This window comes from Halorubrum ezzemoulense (assembly GCF_004126515.1).
GTDB classification, from domain to species: domain Archaea; phylum Halobacteriota; class Halobacteria; order Halobacteriales; family Haloferacaceae; genus Halorubrum; species Halorubrum ezzemoulense.
Window position 1 is genome coordinate 3017196 of record NZ_CP034940.1, and the last position, 25720, is coordinate 3042915.

Sequence of the window (25720 nt, forward strand, 5' to 3'; positions counted from 1 at the left end):
GGGGAGTTATCTGGCGTCGAGCTGTTCGACGCGGGCGATCAGCTCGTCGACGGCCGCCTCTTGGTCGTCGGTGGCGTCGACGATGCGTTCGGTCGCCTCCTCGGTGCGGTCGGAGCGCTCGCGGACCGCCTCCAGCGACGAGGTGAGCTCCTCGACGGTCGCCGCCTGGTCGTCGGTGGTGCGCGCGACCTCCGCGACGCCCGCGGCCGCCTCGTCGACCGCGTCAGCGATCTCTTCGAGCGAGTCGAGGACCGTCTCGATCTCGGTGCCCGCGTCCTCGATCCGGTCGTGCGAGCGCTCGACCGCGGTCGTGGTCTCCGCGGACTGCGCCTGGAGCTTGTCGAGACTCTCCGTGATCTCCTCGGTGTAGCCGCGGGTCTCGTCGGCGAGCTTCTTCACCTCCTCGGCGACGACCGCGAAGCCGTCGCCGCCCTCGCCGGCGCGGGCGGCCTCGATGTTGGCGTTCAGGGCGAGCAGGTTCGTCTGCTCGGCCACGTCGGAGATGACCTCGATGACCTCCTCGATGTCGTCCATGCGCTCGGAGAGCGCGCCGACGCTCTCGACGAGTTCGTCGCCGATCTCCACCACGTCCTCGGTCGCCTCGCGGGCGTCCTCGCTGGCGTCTAACCCCTCGTCGGCGGCGTCGGCGGCCGCGACCGCGGCGGAGTCGACCTGGTCAGCCGTCGCCGCGACCTCCTCCATCCCCGCGGAGAACGACTGCATCTCCGAGACGCTCTCCTCTAAGAGCTCGTTCTGCTCGTCGACGTTCTCGGCGATGTCGGCTGCCGCGGCGCTCGCCTCCTCGACGGTGCCGTCGAGGTCGCGCGCCTTCTCGTGGACGCTCTCGGAGAGGGTCTGGAGGTTCTCCGCCATCCGGTTTACGACGCCGATGACGCTCAACAGCTCTTCGTTGAGAATTTCGCACTCCTCGCGGCAGACGGCGCGGGCCTCTAGGTTTCCCTCCCCGATCTCCTCGGCGGTCTGGCGGATCTCGGCGACCAGCTCCGCCGTCGCCTCGCGCTCGTTGACGTTCTCGGTGCGGTCGATGACGACCTCAGTCACGCCGACCAACTCGTCGCCGTCGTACATCGGGGTCGCGGTGAACTCGATGTGCTTCTCCTCGCCGTGGCGGTCGACCATCGTGCTCGTGTCGCGGTAGCGGATCCGTGCCGAGCCGGACCGCTCGACATCGTACACCTCGTCCGCGTCCTCGGGCGCGTCGAGCACCTTGTCCGCGAGTGTGTCGGCGCGCCGACCGTCGGGGTAGAATAGCTCCGAGGCGTAGTCGTGGCCGAGGGCGTCCGCGCGGTCGACGCCGGTGAGCGCCGCGAGCGACTCGTTCCACTCGGCGACGTTCCCCTCGGTGTCGAGGATGAACGTCGGGACGCCCGTGGCGTTGAACACCTCGGCGAAGCCGGCACCCCCTAAGGTCTTGGTCCGGTCCACGCCGTCCGCCTCGGTGACGCTGTACTCCTCGTCGCTCGGGCCACCGGACTCGCCGGCCGGGACCGTCGCGTCGTCCGTCCCCGCGGGCTCCCCGACGACGACGCCCCCGTCGGGGACCGACCGGGAGTCACCTCCCCGCCCGAGCACGCGCCGTAACAGCCCTCGAACTCCCGTCATATCTGTTTCCCTCTCCCCCAAGCATCGGCATAAACGGTTCTCCCCGTGACTCAGGTTTGATAACTACCCAGTTCGCGAAGTGACATGAACGGACCGTGACCTCGCTTCGGCTCGTCCCCGCAGCGTTCAATGGCGTCGGGCGGCTACGGCGATCCGAGACCGATGGACGCCGGCGCGGTGCGCGAGCGGGCCCGAGACCTCCCGACGGAGCCGGGCGTCTACCAGTTCCGGGCGGGGGAGACGACGCTGTACGTCGGGAAGGCGCTCGACCTCCGCGACCGGGTGCGGTCGTACGCGGACCCGCGCTCGGGCCGGATCCGAGGGATGGTCGAGCGCGCCGACCGGGTCGAGTTCGCGGTCACCGACACGGAGACGCAGGCGCTGCTGCTCGAGGCGAACCTCATCAAGCGGCTGCGCCCGCGGTACAACGTCCGGCTGAAGGACGACAAGTCGTACCCGTTGGTCGCCTTCTCGGACCACGAGGTGCCCCGGATCGAGGTGACCCGCGACCCCGAGGCGGGCGCGGTCGCGTACGGCCCGTTCACAGACGTGGGCCGCGTCGAGACCGTGGTGAAGGCGGTCCGCGACGAGTACCGGCTGCGCGGCTGTTCGGACCACAAGTACGAGGGGCGCGACCGCCCCTGCCTCGACTACGAGATGGGCATCTGTTCGGCGCCGTGTACCGGCGAGATATCGCCGGAGGCGTACACCGAGGACGTGGCCGCCGCGCGGCGCTTCTTCGAGGGCGAGACGGGCGTCCTCGCCGACCCCCTCCGACGCCGCATGGAGGCCGCGGCCGAGGCGAACGAGTTCGAGCGCGCGGCGAATCTCCGCGACCGCCTCGAAGCGGTCGAGGCGTTCCACGGCGAGGGGGGCGAGGCCGTCAGCGACCGGAACGACGACCGCACCGTCGACGTGCTGGCGGCCGCGGTCGAGGGCGACACGGCTCGGGTGGCCCGGCTCCACAGCGAGCGCGGGCAACTGGTCGACCGGAGCCGCCACCAGCTGGACGCGGCGGCGGTGGCGGACGCGGCCGAATCGGGGGCCTCCGGCGGCGACGCGACCCCGGCGGACCCCGACGCCAACACCCCCGCCGCCGTGCTCAGCGCGTTCCTCGCGCAGTACTACGCCGAGCGGGAGTTCCCGGACGCGGTCCTCCTCGCCGAACGACCCGCCGACCGGGACGTTGTCGACTGGCTGGAGCGCGAGGGGGTCGCGGTCCGGGTCCCGGGCGCCGGCCGCGAGGCGAAGCTCGTCGAACTCGCGCTGAAGAACGCCCGGAAGCGCGGCGGCCGCGACGACCCCGTGGGCGCGCTCGGCGACCGGCTCGGGATCGCCCGCCCCGAGCGCGTCGAGGGGTTCGACGTGAGCCACGCGCAGGGCACCGCCGTGGTCGGCTCCGACGTGTGCTTCGTCGACGGGAGCGCGGAGACGGCCGATTACCGCCGGAAGAAGCTCACCGAACGCAACGACGACTACGCGAACATGCGCGAGCTGGTCCGGTGGCGCGCTGAGCGCGCGCTCGCCGGCGAGGACGACCGCCCGGACCCCGACCTCCTCCTCATCGACGGCGGCGAGGGGCAGCTCGGGGCCGCCCGCGACGCGCTCGCGGAGACCGGGTGGGACGTGCCCGTCGTCGCCCTCGCGAAGGCGGAGGAGCTGGTCGTCACTCCGACCGGGACCCGGCGCTGGGACGACGACGCCCCCGAGCTCCACCTGCTCCAGCGCGTGCGCGACGAGGCGCACCGGTTCGCCGTCTCCTACCACCAGACCGTCCGCGACGAGGTCAGGACGGTCCTCGACGACGTGCCGGGGGTCGGCCCCGAGACGCGCCGCCGCCTCCTCCGGCGGTTCGGCTCGGTCGAGAACGTCCGCGACGCCTCCCGGGACGACCTCACCGACGTCGACGGCGTGGGCGACGCGACCGCCGACACGCTCCGCGAGCGGCTGTGAACCGACGGCGGGTCGGCGTCCGGGACGGCGGCGGCCGTCACGCCGATTCGACGGCGCGCTCGACGACCGCCGCCTCGGCTTTCCGGAGCAGTTCGCCGGCCGTGCTCGTCGCGCAGCCGAGCGCGGCCGCCACGTCCGCGACGGTCCCCTCGCGCGGAACCTCGTAGTACCCCGTCGAGACCGCCGTCTCCAGCGCCGCGCGCTGTCGGTCGGTCAGCCGCGACGGTTCCCGTCGGCGCTCGAACTCGTGGACCCACTCGATAGTGAGGTCGGCGAGGGTCGCGAGGTCGTCGTGGAACTCGCTGAGCGCCGCCGTCGCGCCCACTGCCTCGAACCGGACGTCGCCCGACTCGCGGAAGACGACCGGCGGGAGGAAGATCACCCGCGACGCCGCGACGGTGTCGAGGAGCGCCGCCGGGAACTCGTAGGCGTCCTGCCGAAGGAACGCGTAGGTCCCGTCGGCGTCGCTCACGAGGCTGCTCGCGACCAGCGAGTCGAGCGCGTCGAGGGCAGACGCCGTCGCGTCGCGGTCGCCGTCGAACCAGAGCAGCGTCGTCGCGTCCGCCGTCGGGCTCCACATCAGCAGCTCCGCGCGACGGATCGGCGAGTCGGCGGCGATCGCCTCGTGGAGGGGGTGGCGGAGCCGCTCGGGGTAGGCGGCCGAGAACCTGATCCGTTTCATGACGCCGTCGCTCGACGTTCGAGCGTGCCGTACATCAATCCGCGTGGTTCGGGACCGCCCGCGGGAGGGACCCGGGACGAGGTCGGAGAGGAGGGCCGAACCGGTCAGCGGGGACGCAACGGCGTCTCGGGGACGGACTCGGGCAGGGCCGGATTGATCAGCGGGGACGCAGCGGCGTTTCAGGGGCGAAATCGGGGGGAGAGCCAGCGATCAGCGGGAACGCGACAGCGCCTCGGGGGCGGCCCGGAGGAGCGTCCAGAGGTGGTCCGCGCCGTCGAGGACGCGGAGTTCGGCGGTCGGAAGCGCCTCGGCCAGTCGTTCCGCCCCGGCGACGGGGACGTTCGCGTCGTCGGTCCCGTGCCACAGGCGCACCGGGGCGTCGACCGCGTCGAGGTCGATCCCCCAGTCGCTGCCGGCGTCGCGGAACTCGGTGACCGCGCCGTTCCGGTGGCGCTCGAACGCCGCGAGGAAGTCCTCCTTCACCACGGTCGCGGCGTCCTCGGGGACGGCGTCGGCGTCCTCGGCGTACTGGGCCACCACGAACGACGGGTCCGCGCGCGACGCGACCCACGCCTGACCGCGGAGCAGTGCCCCGAGGACCGACGGCGTCGCGGCCGCGAGGCCGGACAGGAGGCGCTGGACCGCGGGCGTGTCGTCGCCGAACGACGGCGGCGTCGCGCCGGCGACGAGGTCGACGCCGGTGACCCGGTCGCCGAGCGACGCGGCCGTCGCGAGGGCGTAGGGCGCGCCGCCGGAGAACGCGACGAGGGCCGCGCGCTCGACTCCGAGGTCGTTCAGGACGGGCCGCACGGACGCGGCGGCGTCGCCGACGGTCCGACCCGACTGGGGGGGCGAGCGTCCGTAGCCGGGTCTGTCGGGCGCGATCACGCGGACGTCGTTCGCTCGCGCCGCCGGTTCGAGGAGCGCGCCCAGCCGGCGGGACCCGGGCGTCCCGTGGAAGAAGACGACCGGGTCGCCGTCGGGAGGCCCGTACGTCGCGTAGGCGATCCGGCGACCGTCCGCCGAGCGGGCGACGCTCGACATCTCGCGCGCCGGCGCCCGACGCTCCGAGGGCGGGTCCGGTCGCGCGGAGTCGGTGGTGGCCATCCCATGCGAGTATGGGAGGGTCACTACTGGAAATTGTGCCGGACTGATACGGTGGTATTTATGTAGGGCGCTGGTTCGACCACCACAAGCGGTATCCGTCGCTCGGCCGATCCGGCGACCGAGATGCGAGCGTTCTTCGCCGTCGACCTCCCGGACTCGCTCGCGCCCGCCGTCGCGGAGGCACAGGCCCCATTCGCGGACGCGTCGGGCGTCAACCCGGTCGACCCCGAACAGGCGCACGTGACGCTGAAGTTCCTCGGCGACATCGGCACGGAGGACGACGAGGGCGACCCCGCCCTCGACGACGTGGCCGCCGCCGGCGAGCGCGCCGTCGACCGCGCCGCAGTCTCCCCCTTCGAGGCCGACATCCGCGGCCTCGGCGTCTTTCCGAACCGCGAGTACGTCTCGGTCGTCTGGGCGGGCGTCGGCCGCGGCGGCGACGACCTCGCCGCGCTCTACGAGGCGCTCGAAGCGGAGACGACCGCGCTCGGCGTCGACCCCAAAGCCCACGCGTTCACGCCGCACGTGACGCTGGCCCGCGTGGAGAGCGCGACCGGGGCAGAGGCGGTCCGAGACGTGCTCGACGCGGGAGATCCGGAAGTCGGGACGTTCTCGGTCGACGAGATTCGGCTGGTGAAGTCGGCGCTTACCGCGTCCGGGCCAGAGTACGGTGTCGTCCGGGGGTTCGGACTCGAATAACGCGGCACCGCGCGCCGGTCGCGTCGGATTCTCATCGGTGATAGCCGCGGCCATACGTTTAATCTACCGGATCGGTGAGGTGTTCACAGATGGACGACAGGCCGCGACCGGACGGGGCCGATGGATCGGCGGAGAGCGGCGGCACCGGGCGCGGCGGGCGGCCGACCGACGACGATCCCCCGGCGTTGGCGCGGCTCGATCGGCGGTTCGACGCGTCGACGCGACGCGAGGCGGCGGAGGCGCTCGGCAGCCCGTCCAGTTCGATGAGCGCCGCCGCGAGCCGGATCGTGGATGGGTTGTTCGAGGCGGCGCTCGACGACCCCGACGAGACCGTCCGCGCGGCGGCGATCGAGTCGCTGTACTTCCACGGCGACGACCACGTCGACCGACTGGGGCGGCGGGTCGCCGACCGGCGAGGCGGCGGCGCCGAGGACGGAAGCGGGAAGACGAGCGGGGCTGCCGAGACGTTCTCGCGGTGGCTGAGACACGACCGGGCCGCGTATCGGATGCTGGGGGCGACCGGACTGTCGACCGTCGGCGACGAGGGCGCCGCCCCCCGGCTCCGCGAGGCGTTCGATGACGGCGACGCGCGGGTCCGCGCTCGGGCCGTCAGGGGGTACGCGCGGGTGGGCGGGGAGGCGGTCGAAGCGGTTCGCCCGCTCGTGAACGCGCGGAACGACCTGGTGCGCGGGGCCGCGGTCGACGCGCTTGTCACGATAGAGAGCGACGACGCGGTCGAACTGCTCGCGCGCGCGGCACGGCGCGGCAACGAGGGACTCAGGCTCGCCGTCGTGCGTCGGCTCGGAGCGCTCGGTCGCCGGGACGCGACCGGCGTGTTGCTCGGCTCACTGCGGGACCCCTCGGCATCGGTTCGCCGGGCAGCCGCGCGGTCCGTCGCCGCGGTGATCGCCGAGGCGGACGCCGTCCCGGCGGGCGATGTCCGCGACCGGCTCCTCGCGGAGCGACCCTTCGAGGCCGACGGACTGCTCGCGGTGTTCCGGGCAGTCGCCGCGGAGCGAACCGGAGCCGACCGGAGGGCAGCGCCCGCCGACGCGACCGCGGGATCGGAGGAGCGCGTCGACACCGAGACCAAGCGGTACGCGGCGTGGCTGTACTGCGAACTCCTCGAATCCGCGGACCCGACCGCGGCGGACCGTTCGACCGCGGTCGAGTGGCTGATCGACGCGCTCGACCACCGCGACCGGCTGGTCGCCGATTTCGCCGCCGCGTACCTGCCCCGGATCGCCTCGACGAGCGGGACTGGGGACGGTCTGCCGGACGACGAGACCGACTCCGCCCTCGGGGTCGACATCAAGCGGAACCTCCGCGCGCTCGCCGGCGACGAGGCCGCCTCCGACGCCGCGCGGGAGCGCGCCAGGGCGGTGTTGCGGCGGTTCAAGCGGGCCGTCGTCGAGGCGGCCGCGGACCGCGACGTGGAGTACGTCTACGTCCGCTGGCCCGCGGACTACACGGAGAGCTACAACGAGTGAGAGCGCAGCGACGCCGAGTGACTGGACCCAGCGACGCCGAGTGAAGGGCGATTACGACGGGTGAGCGAGGACGGGGAACGGGAGACAAGTTCCCGCAGTCACGGCCGCCGAACGAACTGCCCGTCGTCGACCGCGACCGTCAGGTCGATCGTCTCGTCGAGGAGGTTCAGAACGGTGGCGACGTTACGGTCCGCGTCCGCGTCGACGTACAGCTGTAAGACGCCGCCCGCGTCGGCAAGGCGCGCGGCGAGCATACGGACGAAGGCCACCGACCGTTCGACGTCGAAGGCGGCGACGATCTGGTGGAAAACGCTCACCTCCAGCGAGACGCGCTCGCCGGGTTCGTGGTTGTCGTCGAGGATCCGCGAGACCGTCTCGCCGACCTCGGCCGGGGAGAGCCGCGGGTCGAGTTCGACGATCTCGACGTTCCGGCCCTCGAAGTCCACATCGGGCGTCGCCTCGAAGTCGTACTCCCCGGTGCTGACGATCACCGCCCGCCGTGGCCACGCGTCGAGGGCCTCGTCGAGCGCGCGGACCAGCCGCTCCGGGGAGGGGGTCACGGCCACCACGAGCCCCGCGGCGGCGTGGAAGTGGGTCCGGAGCGCGTCGGCCTCGTCGCCGGCGGCCGACGCGTCGACGCGGACGACCCCGTCCCAGTTGACCCGCTCGGCCACGTGTGTTCCGTCGGCGACCCGGTCGGCGACGTGTTCGTACAGGTGCCTTTTGAACTCGGCAACGGCGCCGCCGCTGTCGTAGGTGGTCTTGGCCGTGGCGCAGTACGGGCAGTCCCAACTTACACGGAAGTCAGACGTAGAGAGCGCGTCGGAGTCGTGTGCGAGCAGGTGGGACCCGGTCACGTCGACCATCTCCGAGCGGTCCCGCGTCCACGCGACGAACCCGCACCGGCCACACGCCCAACGGCTCACCATGATCAGAGACGTGTCTCTCGGGAACCGTCGGAAGCACATGTATGTTGGGTAATGTGTGTGGAGACCGCGGCGTCGGAGGAGCGGCGGTCACTCGGGCCCGAGCGAGCCGGCGTCACCGCCGTCGGGACCGACAGACGCGTCGACCGCGAACCCGTTCTCGTCGGCGTGTTCGACCCGGACGCGCGTGACCCGGGTCGCGGTCGCGCCGGTGACGGCGAGCGTGACCTCGCCGACCGCGACGCGGTCACCTTCCTTCGGGAGCCGCCCGAGCTGACGGGTGACGAGCCCCGCGACGGTCTCGACGCCTGCGTCCGCGGGCAGCGAGAGGCCGAGCGCCTCGTTGAGGTGGCCGACCGTCGTCCAGCCGCGGACCACGGCGGCGTCGGGCGCGACCACGTCGACCGCGTCCGTCTCCCAGCGGCCGACCAGCTCGCCGACGACCTCCTCGAAGAGGTCCTCCAACGTCGCGATTCCCACGACCGCGCCGTGCTCGTCAACGACGATCACCATTCGCGTCTCGCTCGCGCGCATCTCCGTGAACAGCTCGTCGAGCGGCTTCGTCTCGGGGACGAACGCCGGCTCGCTGAGCGCGCTCGCGAGGTCGGCACCGCTCTCGTCGGCGCGGATCGCGTCGCGGACGTCGACGACCCCGACCACGTCGTCGCGGTTCTCGCCGTACACCGGCATCCGGGTGACTCCCTCGCTCGCGGCCCGCGAGAGCGCGTCCGCCGGGGTCGCCGTGTCGGGGAGCGCGACCACGTCGGTCCGGGGGACCATCACCGCGGCGACGGTGGTGGTCTCCAGATCGAGGACGCCCCGGATCATCGCGCCCTCGTCAGGGTCGAGCGCGCCCGCGACCTCGCCGGAGCGCACGAGCGTCGCGATCTCCTCCCGGGTGAGGTACGACTCGATGGCGGACTCGCCGCCGGTGAAGCGGTTGACGACGCCGGAGGCCGCCTCGAACACGTACAGGACGGGACGGAGCACGCGCTGGACCGCGACGACGATCCGGGAGACCCGGAGCGCGTGTCGCTCCGCGTTGGCGACGGCGTACGACTTCGGCGCGATCTCGCCGAAGACGATGACGAACACCGAGGTGACGAGCGTCGACCCCGTGGCCGCCTGGCCGCCGGAGAAGCCGAACCGGACGAACACCGCGGTCGCGACCGACGCGGCGGCGATGTTGGCGACGTTGTTGCTCACCAAGGCCGTGACGAGGAACCGGTGGGAGTCGTCGCGCAGCGCCGACAGCGCCCGGGCGCCGGGAGCGTCGGTCGCGACGAGCGAGTCGATCCGGTGGCCGGGGACGGAGAACACCGCGAGTTCCGAGCTGGAGAAGAAGGCGCTCACCGCGGTCAGCGCGAGGATGGCGCCGACGCCGACGAACGCGATCGTGAGGTTCATGCGCGGAACGTGCGGCCCAATATAAAAGGGAGTACCGGCGGCGAAGATACCCACGAACGCGCATTCTCCAGTCGAAACAGAGGGGTCGATACCCACGAGCGCGGATCCGTTCGGGCGGCAAAACGGCGCGATGAGGAAAGCGTTAACCCCGCGCCGCGGGTGCGTTTCGACATGAAGGTACTCGTGACCGACCCCATCGCGGACGCGGGGTTGGACCGACTCCGAGACGCCGGCCACGAGGTCGTCACCGACTACGAGGCGGAGGGGGAGGCGCTGCTCGACGTCGCAGCCGACGCCAACGCGCTGATCGTGCGGTCCGGAACCGACGTGAACGAGGCGGTCTTCGAGGCCGCGAGCGAGCTCGTCATCGTCGGCCGGGCGGGCATCGGCGTCGATAACATCGACATCGAGGCCGCGACCGACCACGGGGTCATCGTCGCAAACGCCCCCGAGGGGAACGTCCGCGCCGCCGCCGAGCACACCGTCGCGATGACGTTCGCCGTCGCGCGTTCGATCCCGCAGGCGCACGGCCGCCTGATCGGCGGCGAGTGGGCGAAAGGCGAGTTCCTCGGTACCGAGGTGAACAACAAGACACTCACCATCGTCGGCCTCGGCCGCGTCGGGCAGGAAGTCGCCAAGCGCCTCGACTCGCTCGGGATGGACCTCGTCGTCTACGACCCGTACATCTCTGAGGAGCGCGCCGACCGGATGGGGGCGGAGCTCGTCGAGGACCTCCACGACGCGCTCGCCGTGGGCGACTTCGCGACGATCCACACCCCGCTTCTCCCCGAGACCGAGGGGATGATCGGCGAGGCCGAGCTGGCCAAGCTGGAGGGCGGCTACCTCATCAACTGCGCCCGCGGCGGCATCGTCGACGAGGATGCGCTCGCTGAGGCGGTCGAGGACGGCGTCCTCGCCGGCGCCGCGCTCGACTCCTTCGCCGAGGAGCCGCTCCCCGAGGACTCGCCGCTGCTCGACGTCGAGGAGATCGTCTTGACCCCGCACCTCGGCGCGTCGACGGAGGCGGCCCAGGAGAACGTCGCGGTCGACACCGCCGAGGCCGTCCTCGCGGCGTTCGACGACGAGCCGGTCCTCACCGCGCTCAACGCGCCCTCGGTCGACGAGAGCGCGTTCCCGCGAATCGAGCCGTACATCGACGTGGCCGAGACCGCCGGGAAGGTCGCCGCCCAGCTGCTCGACGGTCGGATCACCGGGGTCGAGGCGACCTACGAGGGCGACATCGCCGCGGAGGACGTCGACCTCGTCACCGCGAGCGCCCTGAAGGGCGTCTTCGAGCCGCTGGAGTGGCAGGTGAACGCGGTGAACGCGCCGCGGCTCGCCGAGGAGCGCGGCATCGAGGTGACCGAGTCGAAGACCCGGCAGACCGACGACTTCCAGAGCCTCGTGCGCGTCACCGTCCACAACGGCGACGACGAGATCGCGGTCGAGGGAACGCTGTTCGCCGGCGAGGACGCCCGCATCGTCCGGATCGACGGGTTCCGGGTCGACGCGGTCCCGTACGGCCACATGCTCGTCGCGCGAAACACCGACGAGCCCGGCGTCATCGGGCTCATCGGGACCGTCCTCGGCGACCACGACGTCAACATCGCCGGGATGTTCAACGGCCGCGAGACGCAGGGCGGGGAGGCGCTCACCGTCTACAACCTCGACTCGGCCGTCCCCGACGCCGCGACCGAGGAGCTGCTCGCGGACGACCGCGTCGTCGAGATCACCGAGATCACCCTGGACGGCGCCGACGGGCGTGCGGACGAGTAACGCGGGACTCGCCGAGTAGGCGGCGAGTACTGCGCAGCCCCGGAGAAGAGATCAGACCGTCCCCGGACGGGCTACGACTCCGCCGCGGGCGACTCCGAGACCGCGACGAGCGCGTCCGCGTCGGCGACGACGGGCGACGCGACGGCTTCGATCGGTCGATCCCCGAAGGCGACGACGAACGCCGCGCCGTCGCCGACCGTCGTGTCCGACAGGCAGGCTTCCCCTTCTGCGGCCCCGCGACCCGCACCGACGCCGACCGTCCAGCCGTGCGACTCGGCGAGCGCCGCGACCGACGCGAGGCCGATCCCGGTCCCCTCGTCCGCAGTCGTGTAGCCCCGGTCGAACACGCGGTCGCGCTCCGCCGGCGGGACGCCGGGGCCGTCGTCGATGACCGCGAACCCGCCGTCGAGCGCGACGGCGGCGACGGTCGCGTCGGACCCGGCGTGGACAGCCGCGTTCCGGAAGAGGTTCTCCAAGACGCTCCGCACCGCAGTCCTGTCCGCGGCGTACGACTCGTCGCCCGCCACCGTCAGCGTCGCTCCCGCCGTCTCGGCGGTCCGCCAAGCCGCCTCGGCCGCGGCCGCGAACGAGAACGACTCGGCACCGGCGTCTGGGTCCGGGTGGTCGACGGCCGCGAGCGTCTCGTCGACGATCTCGAAGATCCGGTCGTGAGCGCTCTCGACCCGCTCGGCCGCCGCCTCGTCGCCCGCGGTCGCGAGGTCCGTGAACCCGTCCGCGACCGTCAACGGGTTCTTAATGTCGTGCGCCAGCGCGTGCGTCAGCGTCTGGAGCCGGTCGTTCGCCACTTCGAGGTCCCGCCGGTTGCGCTCCGAGTCGGTCACGTCGCGAAACAGCAACACCGTCCCCTGCGAGCGGCTGCCGAGCGTCGGAAGCGAAACGGCAGAGAGCGAGACGAACCGCGGCTCGCCGGCGACCTCGACGCGGAGCGGTTCGTCAGGGGCCTCGCCGCGGCGGTACGCGGCGCGGACCTCCGGGGCGTCGGCGAGCGCGTCCGCGATCGGGACGCCGACCGCGACGCCCTCGCCGAGCCACGCGCGGGCCGCCGGGTTCGCGTCCGCGATCCGCCCGCTTCGGTCGACGACGACGATCGGGTCGGGGACCGCCTCCAGGGTCACCTGCCGGGCGACCGGCGTCACGCCCAGCGTCCGCCCCCGCCGGACCGCGATCGTGAATGCGACGCCCGTGAGCACGAACAGGAGTTCGGGCCGGAACGCCGGGCCGCCCCCGAGCACGACGAACTGCGCGCCCCACGGCGCGGCAGAGCCGACGAGCAGCAGCCCCGCGGACGCGCGGAACGCGGGCGCCGAGTCGTACACGCCGTACGCGAGCGTCGCGAACGTCCCGACGAGCAGGACCTGCGAGTAGAGCCAGCCGACCCACCACACCGGGCCGAACTCCCGGACGAGCACCGTCCCCGAGCCGACCGCGACGAGGTCGGTCCCGGTCCGGACCAGCCCGTGGACATCGTTCGTCCAGCTCAGCAGGGTCAACGCGGCGAGCGGGGCGAGCAGCGCGAGCAGGCGGCGCCGGGAGAGCCACGCGTCGTAGCCGAGGTAGGACGCGACGAACGCGACCGCCGCGACCGGGACGACCGCGGTCGCGGGGTACTGGACGTTGAGCCAGAACAGCTTCCCGGCCTCAGTCGTCGCGACGGCCTCGCCGAACAGCCCCGCGGACCACCAGGCGATCGCGGCCATGAACGCGACCGCGGCGCGACCGCCCGACTCGTCGCGGGAGTCGAACGCGACCGCCGTCGCACAGACCGCAACGACGGCGGCGAGCGCGGCGAGCGGTGCGGTCGTCGGGACGTCTATCAACTTGTCTGTCGTTCAAGTGTTTACTACTTAATACAAACTGTCGGGGCGACGTGTTCGGCAATCGGTGATAGCGCCAACGGCTCTGGGGTGTCGAGGGCGCGGGTCGAGAGCGGGAGGTGGGCGGCCGCACCGACCGGCCCCGTCGGGCGATCAGTCGTGGAGGTGGTCGACGACGGCGTCGGCGTCGTTCGGGACCGGCTCGGGGTCGCCGCCGGCCTCGTAGGCGGCGTCGGGGTCCTTGAGGAGGTGGCCGGTCGTCAGGCAGACCACGCGCTCGTCGTCGTCGACGACGCCCTCGCGCCGGAGCTTCTTGAGGCCCGCGAGGCTCGCGGCGGAGGCGGGCTCGACGCCGACGCCCTCGCTGGCGAGGTGGCGCTGCGCGGCGGTGATCTCCGGGTCGCTCACGGCAACGGCGGTGCCGCCGGTGTTCCGGATGCCGGGGAGCGCCTTCGGCGCGTTGACGGGGTTGCCGATGCGGATCGCGGTCGCCCGCGTCTCGACCTCCTCCCAGCGGCGGATCTCGTCGTTCCCCTCCTCGACCGCCTCGACCATCGGCGCGGCGCCCTCCGCCTGGACGCCGGTGAGCTTGGGGACCTCGTCGGGGTCGAGCGCGCCCGACTGGACGAGCTCGCGGAACCCCTTGTACAGCGCCGAGGTGTTGCCCGCGTTGCCGACGGGCAGGACGATGCGGTCCGGGAACGTCCCGTAGTCGGCGTAGAACTCCTCTAAGATCTCGAAGCCGATCGTCTTCTGCCCCTCCAGCCGAAACGGGTTCAACGAATTGAGCAGGTACGCCTCGCCGCGGGCGGCCAGCTCCTGGACGATGTCGAGGCACGCGTCGAAGTTGCCGTCGACCTCCAGGATGCGCGCGCCGTGGAGGCTCGCCTGCGCGATCTTCCCGGCGGCGACCTTCCCCTCCGGGAGGAGGACGAGGGTCTGCATCCCGCCGCGGCCGCCGTAGGCCGCGAGCGCGGCCGAGGTGTTGCCGGTGGAGGCGCACGCGAGCGCGCCGACGCCCAGCTCCTTCGCGACGCGGACGCCGACGGTCATCCCGCGGTCCTTGAACGAGCCGGTGGGGTTCATCCCCTCGTGTTTGATCCGAAGCACGTCGACGCCAACCGCCTCCTCGATGCGCGGGACGCGGTGGAGCGGCGTGTCGCCCTCGGGGAGGGTAACGCCGAGGTCGAACGGGAGCCCCTCGCGGTAGCGCCAGACGCCGCGGTCGGGGCCGTCGGAGGACGCGCCGGACCCGAACTCGTCGAACGTCGGGGGGTCGTCGTACCGGACTTCGAGCAGGCCGTCGCACTCGTCGCAGGTGTAGCGCACCGCCTCGAACGGGGCGAACGTCTCGTCGCACGCGATACACGCGAGCCACGTCCCGTCGTCGGCGCAGTCTGGCGCCGCCGGGGTCGGGGCGTCGATGGCGAGATCCATTACCACGGCGTCCGTCCCGCCGGGGCTTAAGACGGGCGGTCGAGACGGACGTTGCCGGCCGACGCGAACGCGTTCGGCCTCATAGTGGTTACGATAAATCTTTACCAGTAAGATACGGCCAGATATTTGGTTCGGTGATTGCGCTCAATCCTCGTGTCATGTAGTCTTTCAGCGTTGAGAGATCTGGAACAAGGCGGTACTTGAACCACTCTTGGAGCTGATCCCAACATCCTTCGACGGCGTTCAATTCGGGAAGCTTTGACGGGAAGTACCACACTTCAAGGTCGTCTCCACGCACGCACGAGACCGAACTGTCTCCGACAGTTTCGGTCTCTCGCTCACCGCTGACGTGTTCCCAGAGATCCCTCGCGTAGAAGTAGCCCGCTCGGTCCAGAAACACCACTAATTCATCACCAAACTCGTCTTTCAATGCCTCTAACAGCCGAATTCCGTGGAATCTGGTCAAGTTCTCTTCCGTCCAGCAAAAGAGGCTGTCACCGTCGTCGGTGACAGCGCCCAGCACTGTCACCGACTTCCAAGACGTTGCCGTCTCTATCGTCGGATTTGACCCGATTGGGTACCAGCCACGCCGCTGGACAGTTCCGACGTGTTTGGTGAACTGATCGACGACAACGACCGTTTTTTCGCTCAATTCGGGCTGTTTTTTTCGACTGTCTCTTGGAACTCGGCCTTCTCCTCGGGGTCAGCTTCGTGGTGTCGAGGCCGTGCTGTCCGCAAGGACAGTCCGGCCTCTCTCAACAACTCGTACGCGTAGTTCTCGTGGTATTCGACGCCATACTCTTTTTTGACGTGGTGGAGCAAGAGCTTCGCAGACCACGCTTGCTGGTCGTAGCCGAGTTCAGTCGGTGGCTGTTGTAGCTGTTCGAACAGCTGTTCACGCTCTTCTCCCTGGATTTTTGCTGGTCTTCCTGGTCGAGGTGTGTCGTAGGGAGCTTGCTCGATCGGTTCTTTTTCGAACCGATCGAGCCAGTTGCGGATCGTTTTCTCGACGACGCCATGGCGTTCAGCCAACGTATCCAAGTGATCGCCCTGTTTGCGTCCGATCGCCGCGAGAACACGTTCTCGCGGCTTCCCTTCGTCGATCTGCCCTTTGAGTTCGTAGAGTTCCTCAAGCGTGACCCCGTCGAGCCGACTCATTACCAGCTCTACTACGCATAAAGGTAAATATTTTCTTTAATCACTATCAGTCGACGATGATCTCGGAGCTCTCGTCGCCCCCGTCGTCGCCGGAGCCGAGGCGGTCCTGGTAGCGCTGGATCCAGTCGGCGAAGCAGTCGGGGCAGAGCCGCTGGGTGTCGATGTTCGCCCGGTCGACGCTCAGCCGGACGGTGCGCGCGAGCGCGTCCGTCGTGGCCTCGCCGCAGGCGTCGCAGGGCGCAGTCGTCGGCGCGTCGCTCATATGGTGTCGGTCGCGGCGGCGGCTCTTAAATCTACGTCGGGAGCGGTGGCGGGAACGTCGGGAGGGTAGAGGGGCCGACGGGGGCCGGAAGGGGGAGCTGTCGAGGAGTTCACACGGTCCGGAACGCCCGGTCGCCGGCGTCGCCGAGGCCGGGGACGATGAACCCGTCGTCGTCGAGGTGATCGTCGATGGCGACCGTCAGCAGGTCCGCCTCCGGGACGGCCTCGCTCACGCGGACGAGGCCGGCGGGCGCGGAGACCGCGGAGAGCACGAACAGGTCCTCGAAGTCGTCGGCCTCGTCGAGGACGTGGTCGAGGACGGCGGCCATCGTCGATCCCGTCGCGAGCATCGGGTCCGCGACGATGACGGTGTCCTCCGGGCGGATCTCGGGGAGCTTCACGTAGTCGATGGTGATCGGGAACTCGCCGTCGTCGGTCATCCCGGCCGCCTCGTCGCGACCGGCGGAGATGACGCCCTGCTTCGCGCGGGGGAACGCCTTCAACAGCCCCTCGACGAAGGGGGTCGCGGCCCGGAGGACGTTGATGATCACCACGTCGTCGAGTCCTTTCACGCGCTCGCCGGTCGTCTCCGCGAGCGGGGTCTCGACGGGGACGTACTCCGTCTCCATCGCGCCGTCGATGATCTCGTAGCCGCAGATCCGCCCAAGCTTCACCAGGCCCTTCCGGAACGCCACCTGTTCCGTCTCGGCGTCGCGCAGCCGCGAGAGGGTGTCCGTCGCCAGCGCGTGCGTGATGAGGTACGCGTCGTCGCGGTCTTCGATCGTCATTATACGGAACCGCGCCCGGAACGGTCTTAAAACGTGGCGAATCGAGCGCTCGCCGGACCGCGACCAGAGGGCAGCCCCCTCCGGCGACCGCACCTAGCGGAGCGCGACGACGTACGTCACCGCGAAGAGGATCACGGCGAGGGTCGCGACGTTCCGGAGCGACAGCGTCGCCGTCCCGACGAAGTCGAGCCCCCAGACGATCATCCAGGCGAACCACGCCGAGAGCACGGCGTTCATCGCGAGCAGCACCTTGGGATCGCCTGAGGAGCGCTCGACGCCCTCGCGGATCCCGGCCTCGTCGCCTCCCTCGTCCGTGCGCTCCTCGGCACTCATACGCGGATTCGCGGCTGTGCGCCACTTAGCTCTTGTCCGTTCGGGCCGTACGGCCCTCATGATCGGCCCGGTCCACCTCCGCAACCGACGCGGGGACCCCATCGATCCGATCCCCTTCCTCGTGACGACGGGGCTCGCGTTCGCGCTGGTCTTCTCGTTCGGGCCGCTGTACGGCCTCGCCTACGGGCTGTCGCTTTCGGCCGCGCTTGCCCTCTCGGCGCTCGGGTTCGTCGGAGTGACCATCGTCGCGTACCGACAGCTCGTCCGGTCCGCGCCTCCGGTCGGTGCCGGGGCGCTCCCGGCCGACCTCCGGTTCGAACGCCTGTTGTACGCCGGGGTCGTGCTAGGGATCGCGTTCCTTGCGCTCACGCTGCCGCTGCTGTGACGGGGCGCCGAGCGCGGGGCGGCCTCCGCGGGTCGGCTGTGCGAATCGGTTACACGACACCGGGGGACTAAGATGATCGATGCGGATCATTACGATATGGGCATCTTCGAGACGGTAACCGACGCGCTGGCGGGGTCGACGGGGACGGCACCCGGGGCCGCCGGCGACGACGGCTCCGAGGGGGCGTACTGGTGCGACGACTGCGGCGTCCGCGTCCGCGACGTCGACGTCGACGACGAGGGGCTCGACCGCGACGCGGAGGGGACGCCGACGTGTCCCGACTGCGGCGACCCGATGCGGTTCGCCCGCGCGACCGGGGGCGACTGCGCCTGCTGATCGCCGACCGCCGGTCGCGTCGAGGGGTTACGGCTCCCGGAGCGCGACCTCGGCGCCCTGCTCGCTCGGGAACGGGGCTGGGCCGACGTCGACCGGGTCGTCACCGATCCCCGGGTCGCCGAGCTCCGCGAGTTCGTCGTCGGTCAGAAGCGCGTCATCGAGCCGGTCGACGAGCGGTGCCTCGTCGACTCCCGTGCCGATGACGACGAACTCGGTCCGGCGGTCGCCGTGGTCGTCGTCCCACTCTAGCTTCGGGCGGTTCGAGCGGAGCATATCGCGCTCGACCGACGGCAGGCTCGCGATCCACGGGCCGAGCGCCTCGACGCGGACCGACCGACCCGCCTGCCCGACCTGCTGGCGCTGGTCGGTGCCTGCGACCCACAGCGTCCCCTTCGAGCGGACCACGTCGGCGGGGAGGTCTCGGAGGAGAGCGGCGAGTCGGTCCGGGTGGAACGGCCGCCGGCGGCGGTAGGTGAAGGAGGTGACGCCGTACACCTCGTCGGGGTGGCGGTGGTCGTGGGCGTGGTCGCCGTCGCGGCCGTGGTCGCCGTCGTGAGCGTGGTCGTCGTCCGTCCCGCTGTCGGCGTCGGCGTCGTCGACCTCGGCGAGCGCGCGCTTCCAGCCGGGGAGTTCGCCGAGTTCCCGCTCGTTGAACAGCTCGACGCCGAGGATCCGGTCCGGGTCGACCGCGGAGAACTCCGTGACGACCGTCTCCGCGTCGGGCTGGAGCGCGCCCACGAGGTCGACCGCCTCGTCGATTTCCGCGTCGGTACAGAGGTCCGCCTTGTTACACACCACGAGGTTCGATACCTCGACCTGCTCGACGAGGAGGTCCGAGAGCGGCCGGTCGGCGTCGTCCTCGTCGCCGGTCGCGGCCCCGGCGCCGGCGTCGGGATCGACGCGCCGCTCCGGCGTCTCGTCGCCCGCGAACGCGTCGAGGAACTGCCGCGTGTCGATCACGGTCACCAGCGCGTCGACCCGGTACCGGGCCGCCGCGCGCGACTCGGTCGTGAACAGCCGCGCGACCGGCGCGGGCTCCGAGATGCCCGAAGACTCGACGACCAGGGCGTCGAAAGAGCGCTCGTTCGCGAGCCGCACCACGGCGCTTTCGAGGTCGTCCTGAAGCTCACAGCAGATACAGCCGTTCGACAGCTCCGTGACGCCCTCGACATCGACCTCGGACTCCTCGGCGATCAGGTCCGCGTCGACGTTCACGTCCCCCATGTCGTTGACGAGGACCGCGATGTCGCGGTCGCCGGCGTTCCGGAGCAGGTGGTTCAGAAGCGTCGTCTTACCCGCGCCGAGTCCCCCCGAGAGCACGGTCACCGGGATGCGGTCGTCCATACGGGCGGATCGGACACGACGCTCTTGAACCCCCGGCCGACACACGGAAACTCGGGCGGCGGGGCGAAAACCGGGCGGCGCGCGGGGCCGGCCCGGGGGGTGAGACCGACGCGGACCGGTCCGAGCCGATACGTTGATACGCCGCGGTCGTCGTACTCGCGATATGGTTCTGTCCGCCTCCGCCGTGTCGCTCGTCAGCGTCTCGGTGACGGTGCTGATGGTCGCCGCGATGCTGTATCTCGTCTGGGGATCGCTCGACAGCGACATCCACACGCCGAGCCCCGGTAGCGAGGACCACCCGGAACTGGACGACGACGGCGACGACAACGACGAGGCGTCGGGCGAACTTCCGGACGGGAACGCCGCCTGACGCCGCGACCGCCGAGGCCGATCCGGCCGCGGTCCGCCCCTCGGCGGCCCGGACCGCGACAGGTTTTAACAGGGGAAGAGTGTCATGAGGAATGATGACAGTAGCAGACCGGATCGAGCGGTTCCGGGCGGTCCTCGAGGAGTGGGTCCGGGGCCTGTACCACGGGATGATCACGCACCCGGCCTACGAGAAGATCGAGAAGGAGGCCGAGGACGCCGAAGACGAATTCATGCTGGCGTGTTTCCCGGACGCGTTCGGGATCCCGTCGCCGGTGTCGTACTACACCGCCGAGCTGCTCCCGTACCTCGAAGACGAGTTCGAGGCGTGGGAGCGGCGACTGTGGGACCGCGAGACGCTGCTAGAGCGGAAGGGGCAGCAGTACCACTTCTGATGACCGGACGACACTCACGCCGCGACTGATGGAGCAGTTCGTCTTCTTCGGCGGCAAGGGCGGCGTCGGCAAGACCACGGTCTCGTGCGCGTACGCCCACCGCTGCGCGCGAGACGGTCTCCGGACGCTCGTCGTCTCGACCGACCCGGCCCACTCGGTGTCGGACGTGTTCGACCAGCGGTTCGGCGACGAGCCCGAGTCGGTCGCGGACGTCGACGGGCTCGACGCGATGGAGATCGACCCGGAAGACGAGATGCAGCGGCACCTAACGGAGATCCGCGAGGCGCTCTCGGAGCAGGTGTCGGCCGCGATGGTCTCGGAGATCAACCGCCAGCTGGAGATGTCCCACGGGACGCCGGGCGCGTACGAGTCGGCGCTGTTCGACGCGTTCGTCGACGTGATGCGCACGGAGAGCGAGCCGTACGACCGGGTCGTGTTCGACACCGCCCCGACGGGGTCGACGCTCCGGCTGCTCGGGCTCCCTGAGTTCCTCGGCGACTGGATCGACCGGCTGCTGTACAAGCGCGAGCAGTCGATCGACCTGTTCGAGAAGGCGGCGATCGGGGACATGGAGCCCCGGCGCCTGCTGGAGGGCGACCCCGTGATCGAGCGGCTCAACGAGCGCAAGGAGTTCTTCGAGTACGCCGGCGAGACGATGCGCACAGACGCCGCCTTCTTCCTCGTGTTGAACCCCGACCAGCTCTCGGTCAACGAGACGGAACGGGCCATCGAGGCGTTCACCGAGCGAGACCTGCGGGTCCGCGGGCTGGTGGCGAACAAGCTCACGCCGTCCCCCGACGAGGGAGAGCAGGGGCGCGGAGCGCGCTACCTCCGCGAGAAGGTCGAGACCGAGCGCGAGCGGCTCGCGCAGGTCCGCGAGGGGTTCGACCCGCCGCTCGTCGCCGAGATCGAGTCGCGCACGACGGAGGTCCGGGGGGACGTGCTCGCCGACGTGGCCGCGTCGCTCGACGTGGAGCCGTAGATCCGTCGGAGTCGAGCGCGCGGCCGCGAGCTGGGAGAGCGCGCGCGGCGATCCGACTCGATCGCGCGCGGCGGCTGCGGTCCGTCCGGGTGCGCGCGAGGTGGGTCGACGGGCGATCTGGGCAGATTTTACCTATTAGTCAGAGAAATTAACTTCGTTTCGACGGTGAGTAGCGTTACTCGATCCGGGGGAGTCGTCGATCGTCATGAACGAAGATAACGTTTAAGTTCGACATAGTGAATCGATACCACGAGGCAGGGACCTTATGACAAGTATAATTTGGATCGTCGTCGCCGTGCTCAGTACGTTCACCGTGGGATACGTGGGGTACTCGCGGTACCTCTCTCGTTTCGTCGATCTCGACGACGAGCGGGAGACGCCGGCACACAAGTACGAGGACGGCCAAGAGTACGTACCGGCGAAGAAGCCGGTTCTGTTGGGGCATCACTTCTCAAGTATCGCGGGCGGCGCGCCGATCGTCGGTCCGATCACCGCTGGAGCCATCTGGGGCTGGGTGCCGGCGCTGTTGTGGGTCGCCATCGGCAATCCGCTGATGGGAGCGGTCCACGACTTCATCTCGCTGTCCGGGTCGATGCGACACGAGGGGAAGTCGATCGGCTACATCATCGGCGAGTACGTCGGCGAACGCGGCAAGGACATGCTGCTGTGGTTCGCGTTCCTCACCATCATCCTCGTGGTGGCGGTGTTCGCCTTGGTCGTCGGGATCGTGTTGAACGCGTTCCCCTCGGCCGCGACGGCGAGCCTCGTGTACATCGCGCTGGCGTTCCTGTTCGGCGTCTACCTGTACCAGCTCGACGGCCCGTTCCTCCCGGGGACGGTGGTGTTCGTCGCGGGCGTGTTCGCGGGCGTCTGGCTCGGTATCCAGTACCCGATCGCGCTGTTCCCGGCGGTGGAGTCCGGGGCGTTCCCCCAGGGGACCATCGTCCTCTTCGAGTTCCTCGGTAACGGCGGGTGGCTGCCCGGAGCGGTGATGAGTGCGGACGCCATCCTCCAGCCGAACGTCGCCGCGTGGGTGCCGGTCATCCTCGTCTACGCGACACTGGCGAGCGCGCTCCCGGTGTGGGTGCTGCTTCAGCCCCGCGACTACCTGTCGTCGTTCCTCCTCTACTCGGGAGTCGGCGGCGCGCTGCTCGCGATTATCGTCGGAACGCTGCTCGGCACCTCGGCCCAGCCGCTGACCGTCGATCCCTCCATCGGCGCGTACATGGGCTTCTTCGGTAGCGAATTGGCCGTCGATACCCGGGGTATCACGCCGCTTTTCCCGCTGTTGTTCGTGACAATCGCCTGCGGAACCATCAGCGGGTTCCACTCGCTGGTGTCCTCCGGGACGACGGCAAAACAGCTGAACAAGGAGAGCGACGCTCGCCTCATCGGCTACGGCGGGATGCTCGGTGAGGGGCTGCTCGCGTCGGTCGCCATCTCGACGCTCGCGGTGGCCGGGGCGACCACGGCGGCCGCGGGCGGCGGCATCGGCGGCGCGCTGCCGAACTTCGCGACCGGCGGGGGGATCATCCTCACCAGCCTCGGGATCCCGCAGGGCGTCGGCGCGCCGTTCATGGCGCTCGTGTTGGTGAGCTTCCTGCTCACCTCGACCGACACCGCGGCGCGGCTCGGTCGGTACATGATGGAAGAGATCGTCGGAACGACCGGGAGCGGGACGACGACGGGCTTCTCCGCCGACCTCGGGAGCATCGCCAAGGGCCGGTACACGAATCCGGCCGTCCAGTCGCTCGTCGCGTACCTGCTCGTCATCTCCGGCGAGTGGGTGACGCTGTGGGCGCTGTTCGGTGGCGCGAACCAGCTTCTCGCGGCGCTGGCGCTGCTCGCCGGCACGGTCTGGCTCGCGAACTGGGACGAGTCCAAGCAGCTCGCCTCCACCGGCGTCCCGATGACGATCATGGTGACGATCACCGTTCTCGGGCTGTCGTGGGTGGCGCTGTGGGACAACCTCTATCAGAAGCTCATCCTCGGTAACGTGGCCGGACTCAGCGGCCAGATATCGGCGGTGGTCCAGATGGGGCTCGCGTTCGTCCTCATCTACCTGGCCCTGTCGCTGGTGCGGATCGGCTACGACAACATCACGACCGTGCGGAGCGACAGCGGAGCGGCCGCAGAACCGAGCGACGACTGACTGAGATCGGCCCGGTTCGGCGCGGTTTTTTCCGAACGACCGGCGACGGTCAGCGCCAGAAGCGCTTCGCGAACCGCGAGAAGAACCCTTCGTCCGGCGAGTCGACCCGTTCCCACAGCCGGAACGCGGCCGCGGTGTCAGCGTTCTCGCTGGCGACGAGTGCCTCGCGGTCGGGCGCGACCGCGACGAGGTTCACCTCGTAGTGGCCGTAGTAGCCGAACTTCAGCAGCGTGCGGTCGCTGAACCCGGCGACGAAGTCGGCAACGTCGTCCGGGATACGGTCGGCGACGACGACGACGGTGACGTCCGTGCCGTAGTGCTCCTCGTGGCCCTCGACGCGCTCGTCGGCGACGTCGTGAGCGAACTCGACCAGTCGCTCTAGCTCCCCGACGCTCGGGGTCGACACCCGGCGGACGTACACGTACTCCCGCATGTCGTGGTCCGCGTAGCTCAGCGCCGGGTGGAGGAACTGCTTCTGATTGCGTACCCGCATCTCGGCGGTCATCTCGAAGCGCTCGCCGTCGACGACGGCGTCGCGGTCGAGGTCGTAGCTGTACATCAGCCGGTCGGAGACGCGGTCGAGGTACTCGTCGTCGTACTCGGGGACGGCCTCGCGAATCTCCACCGGCAGCTCCTCGGGGGCGCGGCGGTCGTCGGCCCCCGCCGGGTCCGCGGCGTCGGCACCCCCCTCGCCGTCCGCCTCCGGCTCGGCACGCTCACTCATCGGCGGGCTCGTACGCGACCGCGTCGCCGTCGGCCGGGGGCGCACCGATCGCCAGCACGGTGACGGGAGCGTCGGCGTCGGCCGGGTTGTACGCCCGTTGGGGGCTCTCCGGGTCGACGACGAACAGGTCGTCCGCGGGCACCTCGTATGTCTCGTCGGGGGTCTCGATCGCGAGGGTGCCGTCGAGCACGTAGAACGCCTCCTGTTGGGTCTCGTGGTAGTGGTACGCCAGCGGGAGCTGCTCGCCGGGGGCGGCCCTGAATCGGTTGATCGCCGCGGCGTCGAGCCCTCCAGAATCGGACAGCTTTCGACACTCGCACGGCCGGTCCGGCTCCGGGTCGACCGAGTCGACGTCGACGACACGATATCCCATGGGAACGCATTCCACGGAGCGAGTGAAAAGGGCGTCGGGAGCGGAGCGGGCGCGAGCGCCCCCGAGGCGTCGTTTTCCCGAGGCGGAGTTTTAACCGGGAGGACCACGTCGTGTGATGTGAGAGACCATGACAGACGAAGGAGACGAGGCGGACGGCGCGGTCGAGGCGGAGGCCTGCGGCCGCTGCTCGATGTCGACGGTCGTGGGGGCGGTGGCGAAAGACCAGTCCCCCGAGGAGCGCGCCGAGCGCGACCCGTTCCGCGGCGAGCGTATCGAAGTCGACGAGTCCGCCGTCCGGCGCGCGTCGCCGGCCGGCTACCTCGGCGAAGTTAAAGAGCGGCTCGACGCGGTCGCGCGCCGGATCGCGTACGGCAGGTGAGCGTCGTAGCGGCCCCGGCCGAGGAGGCGCGCGCCGTAGCGGTTCCGGCCGGCGAACTGAGCGGCCGAGTCCCGTCAGTTCGGAGAGACTTATACCCCTCCGTTCCGTAATGAGGGCAACCGATGGAAGAGAGCATCTCCGGCTTCAAGGTGCGCGGGGACTGGGGCGACGTCGTCGAACACGGCGAGCGGATCGCCTTGGCGCTCCGGGAGGTGGGCGTCAACAGCGACGCCTACTACGAGTTCGACGAGTGGCGTCCCAAGACCCACGAGCGCATCGACGAGGATGTCTCGGAGAAGACCGCGGCGCAGGCGTCCGTCGACGAGGGAGAGGGCGAGCGCGCGGGAAAATCGCCGGGCGACGACCTCCAGACGGCCGGCGAGAAGCTCACCGAGTCCTACGAGAAGGTCGAGGAGAACGACACCGAGAGCGCCCGCGAAAGCTGGGGCGAGTCGATCGGACACGTCGCCCGGGCGGCCGACTCGGCCGGTCGGAAGGCGATCCGGAAGGTGGAGGACGCCGTCTACCGGAACGTGATGACTCAAGTGGCGCCGTACTACTTCGACAACGATCTCGTCAGCGCCAACATCCAGGAGGTCGCCCGAGCCGAGGACGGCGAGACGTTCGTCTTCGAGGTGAACGTCAACGACGACGAGCTGAAATCGGAGGTGTCGGCGGTCCTCGACGAGTACGAGTCCGAAATCGACCGCTGGCACGTCGAGACCGAGAAGCGGACCGACGAGGTCGCGGCCGCCGAGGGCGTCGAGCCGCCCGCCGAGGAGGGCGGGCCGGACTCGACGACGACGTGA

Annotated in this window: 27 protein-coding genes; 12 read left to right on the forward strand and 15 right to left on the reverse strand. The window is 70.3% G+C overall.

Annotation, left to right across the window (positions count from 1 at the left end; genetic code table 11):
- Window positions 1-6 precede the first annotated feature (6 nt).
- Window positions 7-1623 carry a methyl-accepting chemotaxis protein gene (locus EO776_RS15385; RefSeq protein WP_089308518.1) on the reverse strand — a complete coding sequence of 539 codons (1617 nt, stop codon included), beginning with the start codon at window positions 1621-1623 and terminating at the stop codon, window positions 7-9.
- 162 nt (window positions 1624-1785) lie between these two features.
- Here EO776_RS15385 and EO776_RS15390 point away from each other — a divergent pair, with 162 nt between their 5' ends.
- A complete protein-coding gene (locus EO776_RS15390) occupies window positions 1786-3576 on the forward strand; it encodes an excinuclease ABC subunit C (RefSeq protein WP_049932018.1) in 1791 nt (596 codons plus the stop codon).
- 37 nt (window positions 3577-3613) lie between these two features.
- Here EO776_RS15390 and EO776_RS15395 read toward each other — a convergent pair whose 3' ends face one another.
- Both EO776_RS15395 and EO776_RS15400 read right to left on the reverse strand, forming a co-directional pair.
- Window positions 3614-4258 carry a helix-turn-helix domain-containing protein gene (locus EO776_RS15395; protein ID WP_086216308.1) on the reverse strand — a complete coding sequence of 215 codons (645 nt, stop codon included), beginning with the start codon at window positions 4256-4258 and terminating at the stop codon, window positions 3614-3616.
- A gap of 210 nt (window positions 4259-4468) precedes the next feature.
- Window positions 4469-5365: an alpha/beta fold hydrolase gene (locus tag EO776_RS15400; RefSeq protein WP_129452529.1), complete on the reverse strand. Its 897-nt coding sequence runs from the start codon at window positions 5363-5365 to the stop codon at window positions 4469-4471.
- Between the two features lie 123 nt (window positions 5366-5488).
- Between EO776_RS15400 and thpR the strand changes: the two genes are divergently transcribed.
- Together thpR and EO776_RS15410 are read left to right on the forward strand one after the other, a co-directional pair.
- On the forward strand, window positions 5489-6064 hold the full coding sequence (gene thpR / locus EO776_RS15405; RefSeq protein WP_094494302.1) for an RNA 2',3'-cyclic phosphodiesterase: 576 nt from the start codon (window positions 5489-5491) through the stop codon (window positions 6062-6064).
- Between the two features lie 89 nt (window positions 6065-6153).
- Window positions 6154-7554, forward strand: a complete 1401-nt coding sequence (locus tag EO776_RS15410) for a HEAT repeat domain-containing protein (RefSeq protein WP_129452530.1) — start codon at window positions 6154-6156, stop codon at window positions 7552-7554.
- A gap of 98 nt (window positions 7555-7652) precedes the next feature.
- Here the strand turns inward: EO776_RS15410 and EO776_RS15415 are convergent, their stop codons facing one another.
- Entirely contained in the window at window positions 7653-8483 is an 831-nt protein-coding gene (locus tag EO776_RS15415; RefSeq protein ID WP_086216894.1) for a DUF7504 family protein, read from the reverse strand.
- An 87-nt stretch (window positions 8484-8570) separates the two neighbouring features.
- Complete coding sequence (locus tag EO776_RS15420; RefSeq protein ID WP_049932014.1) at window positions 8571-9887, reverse strand: hemolysin family protein; 1317 nt, start codon at window positions 9885-9887, stop codon at window positions 8571-8573.
- Between the two features lie 171 nt (window positions 9888-10058).
- On the opposite strand from EO776_RS15420, the gene serA reads away from it, so the two are divergent.
- Window positions 10059-11663, forward strand: a complete 1605-nt coding sequence (gene serA / locus EO776_RS15425; RefSeq protein WP_049932012.1) for a phosphoglycerate dehydrogenase — start codon at window positions 10059-10061, stop codon at window positions 11661-11663.
- A 71-nt stretch (window positions 11664-11734) separates the two neighbouring features.
- Here the strand turns inward: serA and EO776_RS15430 are convergent, their stop codons facing one another.
- The 7 genes from EO776_RS15430 to EO776_RS15460 form a co-directional block, all read right to left on the reverse strand.
- Window positions 11735-13501: a histidine kinase N-terminal 7TM domain-containing protein gene (locus EO776_RS15430; RefSeq protein WP_089308522.1), complete on the reverse strand. Its 1767-nt coding sequence runs from the start codon at window positions 13499-13501 to the stop codon at window positions 11735-11737.
- A gap of 150 nt (window positions 13502-13651) precedes the next feature.
- Window positions 13652-14935: a threonine synthase gene (thrC, locus tag EO776_RS15435; protein WP_129452531.1), complete on the reverse strand. Its 1284-nt coding sequence runs from the start codon at window positions 14933-14935 to the stop codon at window positions 13652-13654.
- Between the two features lie 88 nt (window positions 14936-15023).
- Window positions 15024-15587, reverse strand: a complete 564-nt coding sequence (locus EO776_RS15440; protein ID WP_080508661.1) for a transposase — start codon at window positions 15585-15587, stop codon at window positions 15024-15026.
- A complete protein-coding gene (locus EO776_RS15445; RefSeq protein ID WP_080508662.1) occupies window positions 15584-16093 on the reverse strand; it encodes an IS630 family transposase in 510 nt (169 codons plus the stop codon). The genes EO776_RS15440 and EO776_RS15445 overlap by 4 nt, the downstream gene beginning before the upstream one ends.
- Before the next feature lie 46 nt (window positions 16094-16139).
- The gene (locus EO776_RS15450; protein WP_049932009.1) at window positions 16140-16355 is read right to left on the reverse strand and encodes a DUF7569 family protein; all 216 of its coding nucleotides are present in this window, start codon (window positions 16353-16355) and stop codon (window positions 16140-16142) included.
- A 109-nt stretch (window positions 16356-16464) separates the two neighbouring features.
- Window positions 16465-17142 carry a uracil phosphoribosyltransferase gene (gene upp / locus EO776_RS15455; RefSeq protein WP_049932007.1) on the reverse strand — a complete coding sequence of 226 codons (678 nt, stop codon included), beginning with the start codon at window positions 17140-17142 and terminating at the stop codon, window positions 16465-16467.
- Window positions 17143-17235: 93 nt separating this feature from the next.
- Entirely contained in the window at window positions 17236-17475 is a 240-nt protein-coding gene (locus tag EO776_RS15460) for a hypothetical protein (RefSeq protein WP_086216696.1), read from the reverse strand.
- A gap of 58 nt (window positions 17476-17533) precedes the next feature.
- Between EO776_RS15460 and EO776_RS15465 the strand changes: the two genes are divergently transcribed.
- Window positions 17534-17860 carry a hypothetical protein gene (locus tag EO776_RS15465; RefSeq protein ID WP_049932004.1) on the forward strand — a complete coding sequence of 109 codons (327 nt, stop codon included), beginning with the start codon at window positions 17534-17536 and terminating at the stop codon, window positions 17858-17860.
- A 96-nt stretch (window positions 17861-17956) separates the two neighbouring features.
- A complete protein-coding gene (locus tag EO776_RS15470; protein ID WP_049932002.1) occupies window positions 17957-18196 on the forward strand; it encodes a hypothetical protein in 240 nt (79 codons plus the stop codon).
- A gap of 27 nt (window positions 18197-18223) precedes the next feature.
- Here EO776_RS15470 and EO776_RS15475 read toward each other — a convergent pair whose 3' ends face one another.
- The gene (locus EO776_RS15475; RefSeq protein WP_099288949.1) at window positions 18224-19540 is read right to left on the reverse strand and encodes a CobW family GTP-binding protein; all 1317 of its coding nucleotides are present in this window, start codon (window positions 19538-19540) and stop codon (window positions 18224-18226) included.
- A gap of 163 nt (window positions 19541-19703) precedes the next feature.
- Here EO776_RS15475 and EO776_RS15480 point away from each other — a divergent pair, with 163 nt between their 5' ends.
- The 4 genes from EO776_RS15480 (at window position 19704) to EO776_RS15495 (ending at window position 23435) form a co-directional block, all read left to right on the forward strand.
- Window positions 19704-19910, forward strand: a complete 207-nt coding sequence (locus tag EO776_RS15480; RefSeq protein ID WP_049931998.1) for a hypothetical protein — start codon at window positions 19704-19706, stop codon at window positions 19908-19910.
- Window positions 19911-20004: 94 nt separating this feature from the next.
- Entirely contained in the window at window positions 20005-20301 is a 297-nt protein-coding gene (locus tag EO776_RS15485; protein WP_049932143.1) for a hypothetical protein, read from the forward strand.
- A 28-nt stretch (window positions 20302-20329) separates the two neighbouring features.
- Complete coding sequence (locus EO776_RS15490; protein ID WP_049931997.1) at window positions 20330-21283, forward strand: ArsA family ATPase; 954 nt, start codon at window positions 20330-20332, stop codon at window positions 21281-21283.
- 265 nt (window positions 21284-21548) lie between these two features.
- On the forward strand, window positions 21549-23435 hold the full coding sequence (locus EO776_RS15495; protein ID WP_049931995.1) for a carbon starvation CstA family protein: 1887 nt from the start codon (window positions 21549-21551) through the stop codon (window positions 23433-23435).
- A 49-nt stretch (window positions 23436-23484) separates the two neighbouring features.
- Here the strand turns inward: EO776_RS15495 and EO776_RS15500 are convergent, their stop codons facing one another.
- Together EO776_RS15500 and EO776_RS15505 are read right to left on the reverse strand one after the other, a co-directional pair.
- Entirely contained in the window at window positions 23485-24159 is a 675-nt protein-coding gene (locus EO776_RS15500; protein WP_129452532.1) for a hypothetical protein, read from the reverse strand.
- On the reverse strand, window positions 24152-24532 hold the full coding sequence (locus tag EO776_RS15505; RefSeq protein ID WP_049931992.1) for a cupin domain-containing protein: 381 nt from the start codon (window positions 24530-24532) through the stop codon (window positions 24152-24154). Before EO776_RS15505 ends, EO776_RS15500 begins: the two co-directional genes overlap by 8 nt.
- Window positions 24533-24659: 127 nt before the next feature.
- Between EO776_RS15505 and EO776_RS15510 the strand changes: the two genes are divergently transcribed.
- Both EO776_RS15510 and EO776_RS15515 read left to right on the forward strand, forming a co-directional pair.
- A complete protein-coding gene (locus EO776_RS15510) occupies window positions 24660-24911 on the forward strand; it encodes a hypothetical protein (RefSeq protein WP_086220242.1) in 252 nt (83 codons plus the stop codon).
- A 122-nt stretch (window positions 24912-25033) separates the two neighbouring features.
- Window positions 25034-25720: a DUF5828 family protein gene (locus EO776_RS15515; RefSeq protein ID WP_094495121.1), complete on the forward strand. Its 687-nt coding sequence runs from the start codon at window positions 25034-25036 to the stop codon at window positions 25718-25720.